At 67.9% G+C, this 18142-nt stretch carries 11 protein-coding genes; 9 read left to right on the top strand and 2 right to left on the bottom strand.

The features are described from left to right. The first annotated feature begins 78 nt into the window (after window positions 1-78). From BN2503_RS03430 to BN2503_RS03390, 9 genes are all read left to right on the top strand, one after another. Window positions 79-1581 (top strand): DUF4178 domain-containing protein, encoded by a 1503-nt coding sequence (locus BN2503_RS03430; RefSeq protein WP_054255236.1) that lies wholly within the window; start codon window positions 79-81, stop codon window positions 1579-1581. 27 nt (window positions 1582-1608) lie between these two features. After that, window positions 1609-1827, top strand: coding sequence for a DUF350 domain-containing protein (locus tag BN2503_RS03425; RefSeq protein WP_054255235.1), 219 nt, complete (start codon window positions 1609-1611; stop codon window positions 1825-1827). Between the two features lie 75 nt (window positions 1828-1902). Further along, window positions 1903-3543, top strand: a complete 1641-nt coding sequence (locus BN2503_RS03420; RefSeq protein ID WP_054255234.1) for a site-specific DNA-methyltransferase — start codon at window positions 1903-1905, stop codon at window positions 3541-3543. A 4-nt stretch (window positions 3544-3547) separates the two neighbouring features. Further along, window positions 3548-5434 carry a DUF8451 domain-containing protein gene (locus BN2503_RS03415; RefSeq protein ID WP_054255233.1) on the top strand — a complete coding sequence of 629 codons (1887 nt, stop codon included), beginning with the start codon at window positions 3548-3550 and terminating at the stop codon, window positions 5432-5434. Then, window positions 5431-8127 (top strand): DEAD/DEAH box helicase, encoded by a 2697-nt coding sequence (locus BN2503_RS03410; protein ID WP_054255232.1) that lies wholly within the window; start codon window positions 5431-5433, stop codon window positions 8125-8127. Before BN2503_RS03415 ends, BN2503_RS03410 begins: the two co-directional genes overlap by 4 nt. Then, window positions 8124-9686 (top strand): polyamine aminopropyltransferase, encoded by a 1563-nt coding sequence (locus tag BN2503_RS03405; protein ID WP_054255231.1) that lies wholly within the window; start codon window positions 8124-8126, stop codon window positions 9684-9686. Before BN2503_RS03410 ends, BN2503_RS03405 begins: the two co-directional genes overlap by 4 nt. Window positions 9687-9758: 72 nt before the next feature. After that, entirely contained in the window at window positions 9759-13562 is a 3804-nt protein-coding gene (locus BN2503_RS03400) for a PAS domain S-box protein (protein WP_054255230.1), read from the top strand. Then, on the top strand, window positions 13559-14551 hold the full coding sequence (locus tag BN2503_RS03395; RefSeq protein ID WP_054255229.1) for an HD-GYP domain-containing protein: 993 nt from the start codon (window positions 13559-13561) through the stop codon (window positions 14549-14551). The genes BN2503_RS03400 and BN2503_RS03395 overlap by 4 nt, the downstream gene beginning before the upstream one ends. 1 nt (window position 14552) lies before the next feature. Beyond that, window positions 14553-16229: an FAD-dependent oxidoreductase gene (locus BN2503_RS03390; protein WP_054255228.1), complete on the top strand. Its 1677-nt coding sequence runs from the start codon at window positions 14553-14555 to the stop codon at window positions 16227-16229. A gap of 48 nt (window positions 16230-16277) precedes the next feature. Here BN2503_RS03390 and BN2503_RS03385 read toward each other — a convergent pair whose 3' ends face one another. Both BN2503_RS03385 and holA read right to left on the bottom strand, forming a co-directional pair. Further along, window positions 16278-17036 (bottom strand): DUF6998 domain-containing protein, encoded by a 759-nt coding sequence (locus BN2503_RS03385; RefSeq protein WP_054255227.1) that lies wholly within the window; start codon window positions 17034-17036, stop codon window positions 16278-16280. A gap of 53 nt (window positions 17037-17089) precedes the next feature. Continuing rightward, window positions 17090-18142: a DNA polymerase III subunit delta gene (gene holA, locus BN2503_RS03380; protein WP_082366489.1), complete on the bottom strand. Its 1053-nt coding sequence runs from the start codon at window positions 18140-18142 to the stop codon at window positions 17090-17092.

Genomic DNA, 18142 nt, shown 5'->3' with positions numbered 1-18142 from the left:
TTGCGCTTGAGGGATAAGCGCCAGAGGCCTAAAAGCCTCTGAACTCCGTGCGAAACGGCGCATGCAGCCCCTGCCCCGATGGCCACCTCCCCCACCCAGCGCACCTACCAGGCGCCCTGCCCCGGCTGCGGCGCGCCGGTTGAATTCCGCAGCGCCCAGTCCACGCACGCCGTCTGTGCCTACTGCCAGAGCACCGTGGTGCGCAGCGGCGACGTGCTGCAGCGCCTGGGCAAGATGGCCGAGCTGTTCGACGACCACAGCCCGCTGCAGCTCATGGCCACCGGGCGCGTGCCGCTGGACGGCAAGGAGCTGCCCTTCACCCTGGTTGGCCGCCTGCAGTTCAAGGGCGACGCCGGGGTGTGGACCGAGTGGGCTGCCTTCCTTGACGACGGCACCCTGGCCACGCTGAGCGAAGACAACGGCGCCTACGTCTTCACCCGCGCCATCGACCCGGGGCGCGAACTGCCCGAGGCCCGCCGCTTTCGCGTAGGCACCACCACCGCCATCAACGGGAAGCCCTACAGCGTGGCCTTCAGCGGCCAGGCCTGCCTGATCGCGGCCCAGGGCGAGCTGCCCAAGCTGCCGCCCCTGGGCGAGCCCTTTGGCATGGTGGAGCTGCGCAGCAGCGAGGGCGATGTGCTCTCCATCGACTACAGCCGCCAGCCGCCGCAGGTCGAACGCGGGCGCGCCGTGCTGCTGGACGACCTGAAGCTGCAGGGGCTGAAGGACGCCTCGGTCAAGGACGAAAAAGGCCGCCAGTTCAGCTGCCCGCACTGCGGCGCTCCGGTGCAGGTACAACTGGCCACCACCAAGAGCCTGACGTGCCCGTCCTGCGCCAGCCTCATCAACCTGGACAGCGGCGTGGGCGGCGAGCTGCGCGCCGCCGAGCAGGACGAGCCCGTGCAGCCGCTGATTGCCCTGGGCAGCAAGGCCCAGTTGCAGGGCGTGCACTGGCAAGTAGTGGGGTTTCAGCACCGCATGGGGCGCGAGCCCGGCGACGACGAACTGTTCGGCTGGAACGAGTACCTGCTGTACAACCAAAAGCGCGGCTTCGCCTTTCTGGTGGACGCCGAAGACGGCTGGAGCCTGGTGCGCCCTGCCACCGGCGCGCCCCGGCTGTCGAGCGACGGGCGCAGCGCCACCTACCTGGGCAGCACCTACGCCCTGCAGTACAGCTACGACGCTGAAACCACCTACGTGCTGGGCGAGTTCTACTGGCCCGTGGCGCGCGGCCAGAAAACCGCCAACCGCGACTTCGCCAACAGCAAAGGCCTGCTGTCGATGGAGCAAACCGCCAACGAGGTCACCTGGTCCAGCGGCGACCGCCTGCAGGCCGACACCGTGGCCCAGGCCTTCGGCCTGAAAGACAAGGCAGACCTGCTGCAGCGCGGCAGCGACCCCGGGCCCTTCGTCGCCTCCAAGGGCGCGGGCTGCGGCACCGTGATCCTGATTGCGGTGGTCATCATCATCTTGCTCATCATCCTGAGCGACTGCTCGGGGGGCTCCTCGGGCGGCAGCGGCTATTCGCGCAACTCCGGCGGCTCCTGGGGCGGTTACTCCAGTGGCGGCGGCCACAAGTAAAGCGTGCACTGACGAAAGGACAACACCATGAAACTCGAATGGCTCCAACCCACGGCCTTCCTCGGCTCCATCCTGTACGCCGTCATCGGCGTGGTGGTGTTTTGGGTGTGCTTCATCATCGTGGACAAGATCACGCCCTACGACCTGTGGCGCGAGATCGTCGAAAAGCAAAACCAGGCCCTGGCCCTGGTGGTGGCAGCCATGTGCCTGGGCATCAGCATCATCGTGGCGGCCGCCATCCACTGACGCGGTGGCGGTAGCTCGCCCGCACAATAGCGCACTCGCCCTCCAGCCCGCACACCGGGCACCTCCACATCCAACATGCCGACCCTTGACTGGCTTAACCGCGCCACTGCCTTCTCCACCGCCGCCCAAGTGCCCTACCGGCTGCTGGACACCGTTTCAACCCACGGGAACCAGCACCAAGCCCATGACAACCTGCTGATCCAGGGCGACAACCTCGAAGCCCTCAAGGCACTGCTGCCGTTTTACCGGGGCCAGGTGAAATGCATCTTTATCGACCCACCGTACAACACCCAAAGCGCCTTTGAGCATTACGACGACAACCTGGAGCATTCGCAGTGGCTGTCGATGATGCTGCCGCGCCTGCAACTGCTGCGCGAGCTGCTCGCCGAGGACGGATCGATCTGGGTGACCATCGACGACAACGAGGGGCATTACCTCAAGGTGTTGATGGATGAGGTTTTTGGGCGGCGAAATTTTGTGGCGAATGTGTTTTGGCAAAAGACACATACGCGCGAAAACAGAACCGACATTTCCGCCGTGCATGACCACCTGCTTGTGATGGCCAAAAACCGGGATGGCTGGAAGGAAGTCAGAAACATGCTTCCATCCTCAGAAGAGCAGCTAGAGCGATTCACCAATCCAGATAGCGACCCCCGTGGGAATTGGGCCTCTCTGCCCGCACATGCTAAGGCCGAGAAGGGGCGACGTGAGGCTCAGTTTTTCACAATCACGACTCCATCAGGAAGAAAGATCGACCCACCACCCGGGCGTTGTTGGCTCTACACCGAGCCACGATTTCTGGAGATGGTGCGAGATGGCCGGATATGGTTTGGCGAAAGTGGAAACAATGCGCCACGGGTCAAAAAATTCCTGTCGGAAGTGCAAGAAGGCCTAGTCCCGTCGACCCTGTGGCTACATCAGGAAGTAGGGACGAACGGCAAAGCAAAGGCGGAATTGGTAGCGCTTTTCCCAGGTGAAACACCGTTTTCAACACCTAAACCCGAAGCATTGCTCCAACGCATCCTCCATATCGCATCCAACCCCGGCGACCTGGTTCTCGACAGCTTCCTCGGCTCCGGCACCACGGCCGCCGTGGCGCACAAGATGGGCCGCCGCTGGATCGGCATCGAAATGGGCGAGCACGCCGCCACGCACTGCCTGCCCCGGCTGGAGAAGGTGATCGCGGGCGAGCAAGGCGGCATCAGCAGCGCGGTGAACTGGCAGGGCGGCGGCGGTTTTCGTTTTGCGCGGCTGGGCGCACCGATTTTTGATGCCCACGGCTGCATTCACCCCGATGTGCGTTTTGCCACGCTGGCGGCTTTTGTCTGGCAGCAAGAAACCGGCACCGCTTTCGACCCCGCCTTGGGTCGTGCAGGCACGCCGTGGCTGGGTACGCACTCTGTTTTTGAGAGCTGCTCGCGCTTGTCAGATAAGGCTGAAGTGCCAATTTCGCTTGAAATTTCGGATGCACCGGTGCTGCGCAGCCGCACAGCCTACTACCTGCTGTTCAACGGTATTTTGGGCGACAAGCGCCCCGCCAGCGGCAACGTGCTCACGCGCGCGGTGCTCGATGCGCTGCTGGCGCTGCACGCCACCACGCCCCACCCCGAGGCGCCGCTGGTGGTCTATGGCGAGGCCAACCGCCTGGGCCCCGAAACCCTGGCCCGCGCACGGGTGACGTTCAAGCACATTCCGTATGACGTGAAGGCGAGGTGAAGGGATGAACGCGCAGGAACTGCTGGAAAGCTTGAACCTTCTCGATGAAAACGAGCGCATTGAGGCCAAGCGCGCACAGGAAGCCGGTAAGTCGCTGCTGGAAACCATTTGCGCCTTTGCCAATGAGCCCCACTTGGGCGGCGGCTGGCTCTTGTTGGGAGTGGCGCCGGACGAACAGGCGCTGTTTCCCGGCTATGCCGTGGAGGGTGTGCCGCAGCCGGACAAGCTCAGCGCGGACTTGGCCAGTCAGTGCGCCACGACGTTCAACATGCCGCTGCGGGTGGACATCCGCACTGAAATGCTGTCGGGTGAACCCGTCGTTGTCGTGTTCGTGCCCGAGGCAGCGCCTCAGGACAAGCCGATTTACTTCAAGGCCACCGGCTTGCCCAAGGGCGCGTTTCGCCGGATCGGCAGCACCGACCAGCGCTGCACCGAGGACGATCTGGAAATGCTGTACCAGTCGCGCCAGCGCGAAAGTTTTGACACGGGGCTGGTTTTTGGCGCCGAGCTGGACGACATTGATGCCGACGCCATTGCCGACTACCGCCAAGCCAGAGCGGAGGCCAATCCCGATGCCGAGGAGCTGAGATGGACGGACTTGGAGCTGTTGCAGGCATTGAACGCGGTGCGCCGCGATGCGGCAGGTGCCTGGAAGCCCACCGTGGCTGGCCTATTGCTGTTTGGGAAATCCTTGGCTCTGCGGCGCTGCTTTCCGATGACGCGGGTGGATTACATCCGGGTTCCGGGGCGCGAATGGGTGCCGCACCCCGACCGCCGCTTTGACACGGTGGAGCTGCGTGCACCACTTTTCACGCTGCTGCGCCGCACGCAGGCCGCCGTGCTGGACGATCTGCCCAAGGGCTTTGGGCTGGAGGAGGGCCAATTGCAGCGCAGTGACAAGCCTGTGATTCCGTTGCGCGCGCTGCGTGAAGCGCTGGTCAATGCCCTGATGCACCGCAGCTACCGTGTGCAGGCGCCGGTGCAGGTGATTCGCTATGCCAACCGGCTTGAAATCCGCAATCCGGGTTTCTCGCTCAAGTCGCCCGATCATCTGGGGGAGCCGGGCTCCATGCCGCGCAACCCTCACATTGCTGCCGTACTGCACGAAACCCGCTTTGCCGAAACCAAGGGCAGCGGCATTCGCGCCATGCGCGAGGCGATGGACACAGCCGGCTTGGTGCCGCCCCTGTTCGAGTCGGATCGGGGCCAGGATCAGTTCACCACCCTGTTCTTCTTTCACCACTTTCTCGGCGAGGAAGACATTCGCTGGCTGGCGCAGTTCAAGGTGCTGCATCTCAGCGACGAGGAGGCCCGGGCCCTGGTCGTGGCCAGAGAGGCCAACGCCATCGACAACGCCACCTACCGCGCTTTGAACAAGGTGGACACACTGACTGCCAGCAGTGCCTTACGGCGTTTGCGCGATGCGGGCCTGTTCAGCCAACAGGGCAGAGGTTCGGCTACGTGGTATTTGCCTACCGAGAGACTGTTGGGAGCCTTGTCCAGCAAGTTGGACGAACTATCCAGTAAGCCCCCCCCCTTATCCAGCATGGCTGAGGGCTTATCCAGTAAGCCTGAGGGCCTATCCAGCAAGTCGGACGAGGAGCGGAACGTGCTGCTGGATGAAATTCCAGGGCAACTGGCGGCTCGCATCGGCAGCATAGGGCGACGCCACCCACCAGAGCCGGTGCGCGAATTGGTGGTGGAGCTTTGCAGACTGCGAGCATGGCGGGCCGAAGAGCTGGCCTTGCTGCTCAGTCGCAAGCCCGAAACCATCCGGCAGGACTACCTGCGTCCACTGCTGGCGCAAAAGCGCATCGTCATGACCCAACCGGACAAGCCCAAGTCGCCGCAACAGGCGTACCGCAGTGTGCAGGAAAACCCTCTTCCATGACCCCCATCTCCCTCAAGACCTACCAGCAAGCCGCGATCGACACTCTGGCGGCCTTCGCTCGCGCAGCGCGGGTCAAGGGACCGGCGAGCGCGTTCAGAGAACAGACGGGGCGCCCTTGGCAAGCGGGAGCGTTTGGCGACGATTTGCCCTGCGTGTGCCTGCGCATCCCCACCGGCGGTGGCAAGACGGTGCTGGCCGCGCATGCCGTGCCGCTGCTGGCACGCGAGTGGGCCGCGGTGGATGCGCCGGTGGCCGCCTGGTTGGTGCCCAGTGATGCCATTCGCCAGCAGACGCTCAAGGCCCTGCAGACGCCCGGCCATCCCTACCGCGCCGCACTGGTCGATGCCTACGGTGAGGGGTTGCGCGTGTGCGTGCTAGAAGACGTGGCCCAGATCGCGCCGCCTGAGTGGGGGCGCAACGCCGTGGTGGTGGTGGCGTCGATCCAGAGCTTTCGCATTGAGGATGCGGGCCAGCGCAACGTCTACAGTTTTTCGGAAAGTTTCGAGCCGCATTTCAGGGGCAAGGATGAGCGTGCGCTGAGCCGCCTGCGTGCCCTGCCCGATGCGCTGGTGACGCCCGAGGATGTGGCGCGCGACACCACTGGCGTGCTGGCGGGCTTTGCGGGCCAGCCGCGCTGGAGCCTGGCGAACTGGCTGGCGCTGCACCAGCCCCTGCTCATCGTGGACGAGGCGCACACCACCAAGACGGATAAAAGCTTTACCGCGCTGCAGCGGCTCAACCCCAGCTTCATTCTGGAGCTGACGGCCACACCGATTGCCACCAAGACCAATGTGCTGTACCACGTGAGCGCGCAGGAACTGGCCGCCGAGGACATGATCAAGCTGCCCATCGTGCTGGCAGAGCACCCCGAGGGCTGGCCTGCTGCCGTATTCGGCGCGGTGCAAACCCGGCGCAAGCTGGAGGCCGAGGCACTGAAGGACGAGGCCGCAGGCGCGGGCTATGTGCGCCCCATCGTGCTCTTTCAGGCGCAGAACACGGGCGACGAGATGCCGCCCGAGAAGCTGCGCGACTACTTGATTGATGAACTGAAATTGCCAGCCAATCAGGTGGTCGTGGCCACGGGCAAGGAGCGTGGCCTGGACGACATCCACCTGGCGGCGCGCGATTGCCCGGTGCGCTACGTCATCACCGTGCAGGCGCTGCGCGAGGGCTGGGACTGCCCGTTTGCCTATGTGCTGTGCAGCCTGCAAAAACTGAGCAGCGCCACGGCGGTGGAGCAATTGCTGGGCCGCGTGCTGCGCATGCCCTACGCTGCGCGCCGGGGGCGCGAGGCGCTCAACCGCGCCTACGCCCATGTGTGCGCGGCGGAGTTCTCGCAGGCGGCGCACGCACTGGCGGATCGACTGATCGAGCACATGGGCTTTGAAGCGCTGGATGTGGCGAGCATGATCGCCTCGCAAAGCAGCCTGCCGCTGTGGGGCAATGATTTAGAACCAAATCAGGCTCTAACGCCCGTCCAGCAAGCGCCAATAGCTACAAATTTTGAGTCCATTGCTGCCACCCCCGAACTGCTGGCGGCACCCGGCGTGCAGCAGCGGGCGGTGGCGGGCGTCGCACAGGTGGTGGTCACCGGCCACATCAGCCAAGACACCGAAGCGCTGCTGCTGGCCCAGGTGCGCGGCGCCAAGAAGCAAGAGCAGGTGCGCGAGCAGGTGGCGCAGCACAACGCGCTGGTGGCGGCGCAGGCGGCGCCGGCATCGCGCAGCGTGCCGTTTGCGCCGCTGCCCACGTTGGGCTATCGGCTTGGTGCGCAAGCCCCACTGTGGCCGCTGGAGCGCGAGGCGGTGCTAGACGCCGTGGAACTGGACTTGCTCACGCCGCAGGCGGTGCAGTTGCCCGGCTTTCAGGTGGCGCAGGAATCAGACATTTTCGAGATCGGCATGGACGGTGCCCGTGTGGCGCTGCGCTCTGCGGGCAGCGCCCAAATGGCCATGGACTGGGAAAGCAGCAGCATTGATGCCGACACCTTGGTGGGCTGGCTGGACCAGTCTCTGTTCAAGGCCCCCGAACTGGCCGGGCTCACGCAGAGCCAGCGCCGCGCCTTCCTGGCGGCGGTGGTGAAGCACCAGTTGCACAGCTGCGGCGTGCCGCTGGTGGTGCTGGCACAGGCGCGCTTCAGGCTGGCGCGCGCCATCGAAGCGCATGTGGGCGACCTGCGCGAAGCGGCCACGCGGCGTGCCTTTCAGCAACAGGTGCTGGGTCTGGGGGATGGCGGTGCATGGCTGATCGAGCCCGATTGGGCGCACCCGCATGTGTTCGAGCCGGGCCGCTATCCCGCGCCCGTGGCCTCGCGTTACGGCGGGCGCTATCAGTTTGGCAAGCACTACTTCCCGGTGCTGGCCGATCTGAAGGATGGCGGGCAAGAGTTTCAATGTGCGCAGCTCATCGACCGCCACCCCAAAGTGCGCCACTGGGTGCGCAACCTCGACACGGCGCCCTGCGGCTTTGGCCTGCCCACATCGCGTGGGCGGTTCTATGCAGACTTTGTGGCCGAACTGGCAGATGGGCGCGTGGCGTTGCTGGAGTTCAAGGGGCTTTTGCAGCATGAGCCTTACGAACTGGAAAAACGCCAAGTCGGTGAGCTGTGGGCACGCAGCAGCGGCGGGAAGGCCGTATTTGGCTGGCTGACTTTCGAAGGACTGGCGCAACAGCTGGACAACGCCCTGGCATGAACTCCCCCATCTCGCCCACAGCGCCGGTTCACGCGACTGCGCCGCGCCCGATAGACGTCGCCCTGCTGGCCAGCGTTTTCGTGGTGGCGGCCTGCGGGCTGCTGTACGAGCTGGCGGCGGGCGCCCTGGCGTCCTATGTGCTGGGCGACTCGGTGCTGCAGTTCTCCACCGTCATCGGCACCTATCTGTTTGCCATGGGCGTGGGCTCGTGGCTGTCGCGCTATTTCGAGCGCCAGCTGCCCGCCCACTTTTTACGCATAGAACTGCTGGTCGCCCTGATTGGTGGAGCGCTACCAGCTACGCTTTTCATAGCAAACGCCTATGTACCGGGAGCCTTCCGCCCACTGCTGTACGGCATGGTGCTGCTGGTGGGCACGCTGGTGGGGCTGGAGATTCCGCTGGTCATGCGTATCTTGAAGCGCAACGTGGCGCTGAAGGATCTGGTGTCGCAGGTGCTGACCTTTGACTACCTGGGCGCGCTGGCCGTGTCGCTGGCCTTTCCGCTGGTGCTGGTGCCGCACCTGGGGCTGATCCGCACCGGGCTGGTGTTTGGCCTGATGAACGCGGCCGTGGCCGTGTGGGCGCTGTGGCTGTTCCGCCATGAGCTGCACCGGCGTGCCGCGTATACGGCAGCCTGCGCAGGGGTGCTAGCACTGCTGGGGGCTGGCCTGGTCGGCGCGGACCGCATCACCAGCCTGGCCGAGGACCGCTTCTACCAGGATCGCATCGTGGTCGCGGCAGCCTCGCCGTACCAGCGCATCGTGGTCACGCAGGGGCGCGCGGGCCACCGCCTGTTCCTCAACGGCAACCTGCAGTTCGCCGAGCGCGACGAGTACCGCTACCACGAGGCCCTGGTGCACCCGGCCATGGCGGCGCACGGTGCGCCGCGCAAGGTGGCGGTGCTGGGCGGCGGCGACGGCATGGCGGTGCGCGAGATCCTGAAGTACCCCTCGGTCGAGTCGGTGACGCTGGTGGAGCTGGATCCGGCCATGACGCGCCTGTTCCGCGACGACCCGGCGCTACGCCGCCTGAACGCCGACGCCCTGTGGAGCCCCAAGGTACATATCGTGAACGAGGATGCATTCCAGTGGCTGCAAGCGCTGCCTGCGCAGGAGACCTTCGATGTGATCGTGGTCGACTTCCCCGACCCTACCAACTTCGCCATCGGCAAGCTCTATACCAACAGCTTCTACGCCCTGCTCGACCAACGTCTGTCGGCCAGCGGCTACGCCGTGGTGCAGACCACCTCGCCGCTGGTGGCGCGCCGCAGCTTCTGGACGGTGGTGGCCACCATCGAATCGGTGGGCCTGCGCGCCACGCCCTACCACGCGCATGTGCCCAGCTTCGGCGAGTGGGGCTACGTGCTGGCCAGCCGCCGGCCCTGGCGCATGCCCACGGAGCTGCCCGCGGGGCTGCGCTTTCTGGACCTGCCCACGCTGGCGCTGCTGCGCGACTTCCCGCGCGACATGGCGCGCGTGCCGGCCGAGGTCAACCGCCTGTCCAACCAGGTTCTGGTGCACACCTACGAGCAGGAGTGGGGCCAGGTGCTGGCGCATTGAGCGCGGAACGCGCGGCTCCTGCACAATGGGTGCGATCGGCCCACGTCTTCTGCCCTGCGCACCCTCCCATCCATGTTCGACAGCTACTTTTCCGCCACCATCGCCCCCGACCCGCTGCTGTGGTCCCAGCATGATCCGTGGCTGGTAGCGCTGTCGGTGCTGGTGTCCATGGGGGCCTCGGCCGTGGCGCTGCACATGGCGGCGCTGGCGCGCGCGGCCGAGTCGCGCGGCTTGCGCCAGCTCGCGCTGGGCTCGGGAGCGCTGGCGCTGGGCAGCGGCGTGTGGACCATGCACTACATCGGCATGCTGGCCTTTGCCGTGTGCGGCCAGGGGCGCTTCGACCCGGGGATGACGGCGCTGTCGGTGCTGCCCAGCCTGGGCGCCTCGTGGGTGGCGCTGCGCATGCTGGTGCGCGAACGGGTGCGCGCGCCCGTGCTGCTGGGCAGCGGCGTGCTCGTCGGCGCGGGCATAGGCGCCATGCACTACATCGGCATGGCGGCCTCGGAGCTGGCGCCGCTCATGCGCTACGACGCGCGTGGCTTTGCCCTGTCCATCGTGGTGGCGGTGCTGCTGGCGGTGCTGGCCCTGTGGGTGCGCTTTGGCCTGCAGCAGCGCCTGCGTGTGGGCACGGCGCCGGTCACAGTGCTGGCCGGCGGCGTCATGGGCCTGGCGATCGCGGGCATGCACTACACCGGCATGGCGGCGCTGCGTTTCGTCGAGCCCATCGAGCGGCTCAACCAGACCGCGTTCAGCGTGCCGGTGCAGACCTCGCTGTCGCTGGCGGTCGCCGTGGTCACGGTGGCGCTGAGCCTGGTGGTCATCGCCGCCAATGCGGGCCTGCGCTACCGGCAGATGCTGTGGCAGACGCGGCGCAGCGAGTCGCGCCTGCGCGCCATCACCGACACGGCGGTGGACGGCATCATCACCATCAACGGCCGCGGCATCGTGCAGTCGTTCAACGGCGCGGCCGAGCACCTGCTGGGCTGGCGCGCCGAGGAGGTGATCGGGCGCAATGTCAGCATGCTCATGCCCGAGCCGCACCAGTCGGCGCACGACGGCTACCTGTCCACGCACCTGACCACGGGGCGCTCCAGCATCATCGGCCGGGGGCGCGAGGTCGAGGCCCTGCGCAAGGACGGCAGCGTGCTGCCCATCCGCCTGGCCGTGGGCCGCGTGGCGCTGCCTGGCGAGGCGCTGTTCGTGGGCTTCATCACCGACATCAGCGCGCGCCGCGCCATGGAAAGCGCGCTGCGCCGCCGCGAGGAGCAGCTGCGCACCCTGGTGGGCAACATCCCCGGCGTGGCCTTCCGCTGCCGCAACGAGGGCGACTGGCCCATGGAGTTCATCAGCGACGCCGTGCTGCCCCTCACCGGCTGGAGCGCCGAGGACTTCCTGCAGGGGCGCGTGCATTTCGGCCACATCACGCACGCAGAGGATGCGCAGCGCATCGCCCCCGAGGTCGCGCAGGCGCTGGCGCAGCAGCGCGCCTACCGCGTCGAATACCGCATCCGCACGCGCGACGGCCGCACGCGCTGGCTGGCCGAATACGGGCGCGGCGTGCCCGGCGATGAGAGCGGCGTGCCCGGCGATGAGAGCGGCGTGCCCGGCGATGAGAGCGGCGCCGGCGCGCGCTGGATCGATGGCGTGATCCTGGACATCACCGAGAGCAAGGCGCGCAACGCCGAGTTCGCGGGCACCTCCGCCGCCCTGCACCGGGCCATGGCCGTGGTGGAGTTCGACCTGACGGGCCAGGTGCTCACGGCCAATGCCAATTACCTCGATCTCATGGGCTATACGCTGGAGGAGCTGCGCCAGCTCCACCACCGCCAGTTGTGCCCGGCGCCGATTGCGGAAAGCCCCGCCTACGCCGCGCTGTGGGCCAAGCTGGCGCGCGGCGAGTGCGACGCGGGCGAGCACCTGCGCCTGGGCAAGGGCGGGCGGCGCATCTGGATGTACGGCTCCTACAACCCCATCTTCGACGTGGACGGCCGGCCCTTCAAGGTCATGAAATTCGTCACCGACCTCACCGAGCGCCTCGCCATGGAGCAGGAACTGCGCGAGGCCAAGGAGCGCGCGGAAGCCGCTGCCGCCGCGCGCAGCACCTTCCTGGCCAACATGAGCCACGAAATCCGCACGCCCATGAACGCCATCATCGGCTTCACTGAGGCGCTGCTCGACACCCCCTTGGACGCCGAGCAGCGTCGCCACCTGGGCACCGTGCAGCAAGCGGCCCGCTCCATGCTGCGCCTGCTCAACGACATCCTGGATACGGCCAAGCTGGAGAAAGGCGCGGTCGAGATGGAGATTGCCGACTTCTCGCTGCAGGAGGTGTGCGACCAGATCCTCGCCACGCTGCGCATCCATGCGGGCAAGAAGGGGCTTGCGCTGCAGTGCGTGATGGCTGAACGGGTCCCGCCCTACCTGCGGGGCGACGCACTGCGCCTGCAGCAGGTGCTGCTGAACCTGCTGGGCAACGCGCTCAAGTTCACCGAGCGCGGCCATGTGCTGCTGCGGCTGGACTACCACGACGGCACGCTGGTGATCGAGGTGGAGGACACCGGCATCGGCATCGCCGCGCAGCACCTGGAGCGCATCTTCGACCCCTTTGCACAGGCCGATGCGTCCACCACGCGGCAGTTCGGCGGCACCGGCCTGGGCACCACCATCTCGCGCCAGCTGGTGGAGCGGATGGGCGGCAGCATCAGCGTGCGCAGCACGTTGGGCGTGGGCACCACGTTCACCGTGTGCGTGCCGCTGCCCGTGGGGCAGGCCACGGCGGCCGTGGCCTGCGTGAGCCAGGCCGTGCAGCTGCCGCCGCTGCGCATGCTGGTGGTGGACGATGTGCCGGCCAACATCGAGCTGCTGCAGATCCATCTGGACCGGGGGCGCCACCAAGTCACCGTGGCGCGGGACGGCGAAAGCGCGGTCGCCGCCTACGAGGCCGGGCGCTTCGACGTGGTGCTGATGGACCTGCAGATGCCCGGCATGGACGGCCTGGAGGCCACGCGCCGCATCCGCGCGTTCGAGCAGGTGCAACGGCGTGAGCCAGTGCCGGTAATCGCCTTGTCCGCCAGCGTGCTGGAGCAGGACCGGCGCAACGCACGCGCTGCGGGCATGGATGGCTTTGCGAGCAAGCCGCTGGAGCCCGCCCGCCTGTTCCGCGAAATCGCCCGCGTGCTGCACCTGCAGCCCGATGCCTCCTCGTCGGGCTGGAGCAGCCTGCAGACCCTGTCGCGCGGCCCCGACATGCCCCCCGCCCCCCAGGCTGCCGTGCCCGCCGTGGACTGGGAACGCGGCACCCGCCTGTGGGGCCAGCGCGCCTTGTTGCGCGACGCCGTGGCGCGCCTGCTGGCCGACCACGCTGCCACCCCCGCCACCTTGCAGGCCATGGTGGCGCAGCCCGATATGGACGCTGCCCGTGCGCTGGCCCACCGCCTGCGTGGTGCGGCAGGCAACCTGGCGCTTGGCCCGCTGCAAACGCTGGCGCAGCGCATTGAGGAAGCGGCCCACAGCCTGGACCGCACGGCGCTGCAGCCGCTGGTGGCTGCCCTGCCCGCCGCGTTGCAGGCCGTGCAGCAGGCCCTGGCCCACGAGGCCGAGGCCGCCGCAGCACCCGCCCCTGGCGTGGGCCAGCACGCGCCGCTGACCGCCGACCAGCGCCAGCAGGCCCGGGACGCCGCGCACGCGCTGCAGCAGGCCTTGGCGCAGTCCGAGCTGGCCCAGCCGCCGCTGGACGTGCTGGTGCAGCTATTGCCCGCCGACGCCACCGAGCGCCTGCAGGAGGCCATCGACACCTTTGACTTCGACCAGGCGCTGGCGCAGCTGCAGCAGCTGCGCACGCACTGGATCGATGCGCCCACGGAGAACCCCGCATGAACCCCACCCCCGACCTGCGACCCCGCCTGCTGCTGGTAGACGATGAGCCGACCAACCTGCAGGTGCTGCGCCACATCCTGCAGGCCGACTACCGGCTGCTGTTTGCCACCGACGGCGAGCGCGCATTGCAGGTGGCGCGCGAGCAGCGGCCCGACCTGGTGTTGCTCGACGTCATGATGCCCAACCTGGATGGCTACGCCGTGTGCCGCGCGCTCAAGGCCGATGCCGCCACGGCCTCCATCCCGGTGATTTTCATCACCGCCCTCACCGACAGCCAGGACGAAACCGCCGGGTTTGACGCGGGCGCGGTGGACTACATCACCAAGCCCGTCAGCCCGCCCGTGGTGCGCGCGCGGGTGCGCACCTACCTGTCGCTGGTGCGCATGGACGAGCTGCGCGAAACCCGGCTGCAGATCGTGCAGCGCCTGGGCCGCGCCGCCGAGTACAAGGACAACGAAACCGGCATGCACGTCATCCGCATGAGCCACTTCGCGCACCGGCTGGCGCTGGCTGCGGGCTGTGGCGCGGAATGGGCTGACGACCTGCTCAACGCCGCTCCCATGCACGACGTGGGCAAGATCGGCATTCCTGACGCCGTGCTGCAAAAGCCCGGCCCGCTGGACCCCCAGGAATGGGCCACCATGCGCCGCCACCCCGAAATCGGCGCCGAAATCATCGGCGAGCACCCCTCCGGCGTGCTGCGCCTGGCGCGCTCGGTGGCGCTGGCGCACCATGAAAAATGGGACGGCAGTGGCTACCCCGCAGGCCTCGCGGGCGAACACATCCCGCTGGAGGCGCGCATCGTCGCCCTGGCCGACGTGTTCGACGCCCTGACCTCGGTGCGCCCCTACAAGAAGGCCTGGGCCCCCGAGGACGCCATGGCGCACATCGCGGCACAGGCCGGCCAGCACTTCGACCCGGAACTGGTGCGCCTTTTCGCGCCACTGCTACCAGAGCTATTGGACATCCGCCAGCGTTGGCAGGATTGAAATGCAGCGGCGCCAGTTCCTCGCCACCGCGCCGCTGCTGGGCCTGGGCGGCTGCGCGCCCGCGCCGCGCGCGGTCGAGGGCGGGTTCACCGGCATCGCCCTGGAGCGCGGCCATGCCCTGCGTGACCGGCTGGCGCGCGCCGCGCCGCCCGTACCGGCCCTGGTGCGCCGCGCGCGCGTGGTCATCGCCGGCGGCGGCATCGCCGGGCTGGCAGCAGCGCGCGCGCTGCGCCTGGCGGGGCAGGACGACTTTGTGCTGCTGGAGCTTGAAGACCAGCCCGGCGGCAATAGCCGCGCGGGCCAGGTCAACGGCCTGCCCTGCCCCCTGGGTGCGCACTACCTCCCCCTGCCCGGCGACGACGCCCACGAGGTGCAGGACCTGCTGGAAGAGCTGGGCCTGCGCCAGCGCGTGGCCGGCCGCTGGCGGTACGACGAACGCCACCTGTGCCACAGCCCGCAGGAGCGCCTGCATTTCGGCGGCCAATGGCAAGAGGGCCTGCTGCCCGTGGACGGCGTGCCCGCGCGCACACTGGCCCAGTACCGGCGCTTTGCCGCACGCGTGGCCGCCCTGTCACGCAGCGCGCCGTTCCACATGCCCACGCCACGGGGTTGGAGGCGAAATCAGCCCCTAGCGCCCGTCCACCAAGCGCTAGACGCTCTCATTTTTGATAAATGGCTGGACCAGGAAGGCCTGGACGATGTGCACCTGCGCTGGTATCTGGACTACTGCTGCCGCGATGACTTTGGCGCCGGCCTGGCCCGTGTGTCGGCCTGGGCCGGCATCCACTACTTTGCCAGCCGCCATGGCTTCCATGCCCCGGGCGACGACGCCACGCCCGAGCGCGAAGGCGTGCTCACCTGGCCCGAAGGCAACGGCTGGCTGGCCCAGCGCCTGGCCGCACCGCTGCAGGCAGCGGGCCAGCTGCGCACCGGCGCCAGTGTGCTGCGCATTGTCGAAAGCCGCCACGGCGTGGAGGTGGACGTGTACCTGCACGCCAGCGACAGCGTGGAGCGCTGGCAGGCGGCACGCTGCGTGGTGGCGCTGCCGGTGTACGTGGCCGCACGCGTGGTGCAGCCGGCACCGGCGCTGCTGACCCAGGCGGCCCAGCGCCTGCGCTGGGCGCCCTGGCTGGTGGCCAATCTCCATATTGATGCGCCGCTGCAAGACCGCCCTGGCGCCGCTCCGGCCTGGGACAACGTGCTCTACGCCGATCCCAACCCCGGCGGCCTGGGCTACGTCGATGCCGGACACCAGCGGCTGGCCCCCCGCGCCACCGCCACCGACCCCACGGTGCTGACCTACTACCAGGCCCTGGGCGACTGGCCCGATGGCCGCCAGGCGCTGTCCACCCAGCCCTGGACTTTTTGGCGCGACGCCATCCTGGCCGCGCTCGCCCGCGCGCACCCCGACATCACTGCACGCGCCACACGCATGGACATCACGCGCTACGGCCACGCCATGTCCATCCCCGTTCCCGGCACCCAGGCTTTTTTGAGCCAAATCGGCCTGCAACGCTTTCCCAGCAAGCGCTGGCAGCTATCGAATGGAGAGCGCGTACAGCCCCTGCCCACACCAGGCACCGCCCGGCTGGCCTTTGCCCACGCGGACTGGTCGGGCTATTCGGTGTTTGAAGAAGCCTTTACACGCGGGCACGCGGCCGGGCTGGTCAGCGCCTGAAGCAGCGCCCCGCTACAGGCCACGCCCTTTGGGCCACAAGCGCTGCGGTTAACCCGCTGCCAGCCGGCGTGCCACCGACAGGTCCAGCTCAAAACTGCTGCCATACACCCGCGCGCTGTCCAGCGCCGGCTGCATCGGGCCGTAGTACAGCGTATGGGTCTCGCCGTCGCGGTACTGCACCAGCATCAGCGCATCGGCCTGCGCCGCCGTACTTTGGCCAATGGCCACAAAACCGCTGGCCTGGGCGGTGGTTTTCACGCTGATGCGCTGCCCGTCCGGCCCCAGCACATCAAAGCCGCGCTGGTGCGTGCGTGCGGCCAGCTGCCCGCCAACTTGCAGCGCGCAGTGAAACTCGCCCAGCCGCCCCAGCAAATGCACCAGCGCCGTGGGCTGCACCCCCAGCGCCTTCACCTCCCAGTGCAGCAGCGCCAGATACTGCGCATGCAGCGCCGCCAGTGCCTGCACCCCGCTGGGCAGCGCGGCCGGGTCGTCAGAGGGCACCTTGGGGGCCTGGGCTGGCAGCGCGGGAAAGTGCGGCGCCTGCGCTGCACTGGCCGCCTGGGACGGACGGCGGCGCGCACCCTGCGCGTAAATGCGCAGCACTTTGCCCACCGGATCGAGCTCGTAGCGCGCAATCGGAAAGTGCCAGTCATCAAACGTCATGGCGGCGGGGCTGTCGTGCAGCAGCGCGGCCAGCTCGTGGGGGCTCGCGCGGCGTTGCGCCACGTGGCGCTGGCCCGGCAAACAGGCCTGCACCGTGAACGCCCCCTCGCCAGAAAACAGGCACAAAAATTCAGGAACCTGCATACCACCCTCTTTTGGTGTGTGGGTTGCCAGCCGCGCGCTGGCCGATCAGCACTTCAGGCGCGGCACACCCGCGCCATTTGCAACGCCAGGCGCTGCAGCGCCTGCCAGCCGTCTTGCGGCCAGTCGGGCACTTTCAGGCCCTTGACGATGCCGTCCACCTGGTGCGCCGACTGCAGCAGGCGTGCGGCGGCGGCGTCCGGCAGGCGCGGCAGCACGCGCTCAAACAGGCGTTCCTTGGCGCCCCACACGCGGTTTTCGCGCAGCGCCATGGGCAGCGGCTTGCCGGCATTCATGGCGTCCTTGACACGCTTGAGGGCCCGGATGTCCTCGGCCAGTGCCCAGTGCACCAGCACCTCGGCGGTACCTTCGGCCTGCAGGCCGTCCAGCATGCGCTGCACGCGCGCGCTTTGGCCCGCGAGCACGGCCTCGGAGAGCTTGAACACGTCGTAGCGCGCCACGTTGAGCACGGCAGCCTCGACCTGGCGCCACGCCAGCTCGCCCGGGGGGTAGAGCAGCGCCAACTTCTGGATTTCCTGGTGCGCGGCGAGCAGGTTGCCCTCCACGCGGTCGGCGAAGAACTGCAACGTGCGCTGCCCCTCTTCGCCCGCCGCCACACGCTGGCCCTGGGCGGCCAGGCGCTGGGCGATCCATGCGGGCAGCATGCCGCGCTCCACGGGGTCGATCTGCACGCTCATACCCTGGGTGTCGAGGGCGGTGAACCAGGGGCTGGTTTTGGCGGCTTTGTCCAGGCGCGGCAGGATGACCAGCGTGAGGGTGCTGTCATTACCCTGCGCCGCCTGGGCCAGCTGCTGCAGCGCTGCTGCGCCGTCCTTGCCGGGCTTGCCCGAGGGAATGCGCACTTCGACGATCTGCTTGTCGGCAAACAGCGAGAGCGAGCCGCCCGCGGCAAGCACGGCGCTCCAGTCGAAATGCGCGCCCGCCACGGTGTAGCTGCTGCGCTCGGTGTAGCCCTGGGCGCGCGCAGCAGCGCGGATGGCGTCCAGCGCTTCTTGCTGCAGCAGGGCCTCGTCGCCATGCAGGGTGTAGAGCGAGCGCAGGCCTTTTTGCAGGTGGGCGCCGAGCTGGTTCAGTGCAATGTGCGCCAA

This window comes from Paenacidovorax caeni (genome assembly GCF_001298675.1).
GTDB lineage: Bacteria > Pseudomonadota > Gammaproteobacteria > Burkholderiales > Burkholderiaceae_C > Paenacidovorax > Paenacidovorax caeni.
This window is presented reverse-complemented; position numbering and strand designations above follow the sequence as displayed.

Coding starts and splice junctions, on each gene's coding strand:
- BN2503_RS03430 (WP_054255236.1), top strand. CDS start 79: ATGGCCACCTCCCCCACCCAGCGCACCTACCAGGCGCCCTGCCCCGGC.
- BN2503_RS03405 (WP_054255231.1), top strand. CDS start 8,124: ATGAACTCCCCCATCTCGCCCACAGCGCCGGTTCACGCGACTGCGCCG.
- BN2503_RS03410 (WP_054255232.1), top strand. CDS start 5,431: ATGACCCCCATCTCCCTCAAGACCTACCAGCAAGCCGCGATCGACACT.
- BN2503_RS03400 (WP_054255230.1), top strand. CDS start 9,759: ATGTTCGACAGCTACTTTTCCGCCACCATCGCCCCCGACCCGCTGCTG.
- BN2503_RS03415 (WP_054255233.1), top strand. CDS start 3,548: ATGAACGCGCAGGAACTGCTGGAAAGCTTGAACCTTCTCGATGAAAAC.
- BN2503_RS03395 (WP_054255229.1), top strand. CDS start 13,559: ATGAACCCCACCCCCGACCTGCGACCCCGCCTGCTGCTGGTAGACGAT.
- BN2503_RS03420 (WP_054255234.1), top strand. CDS start 1,903: ATGCCGACCCTTGACTGGCTTAACCGCGCCACTGCCTTCTCCACCGCC.
- BN2503_RS03390 (WP_054255228.1), top strand. CDS start 14,553: ATGCAGCGGCGCCAGTTCCTCGCCACCGCGCCGCTGCTGGGCCTGGGC.
- BN2503_RS03385 (WP_054255227.1), bottom strand. CDS start 17,036: ATGCAGGTTCCTGAATTTTTGTGCCTGTTTTCTGGCGAGGGGGCGTTC.
- BN2503_RS03425 (WP_054255235.1), top strand. CDS start 1,609: ATGAAACTCGAATGGCTCCAACCCACGGCCTTCCTCGGCTCCATCCTG.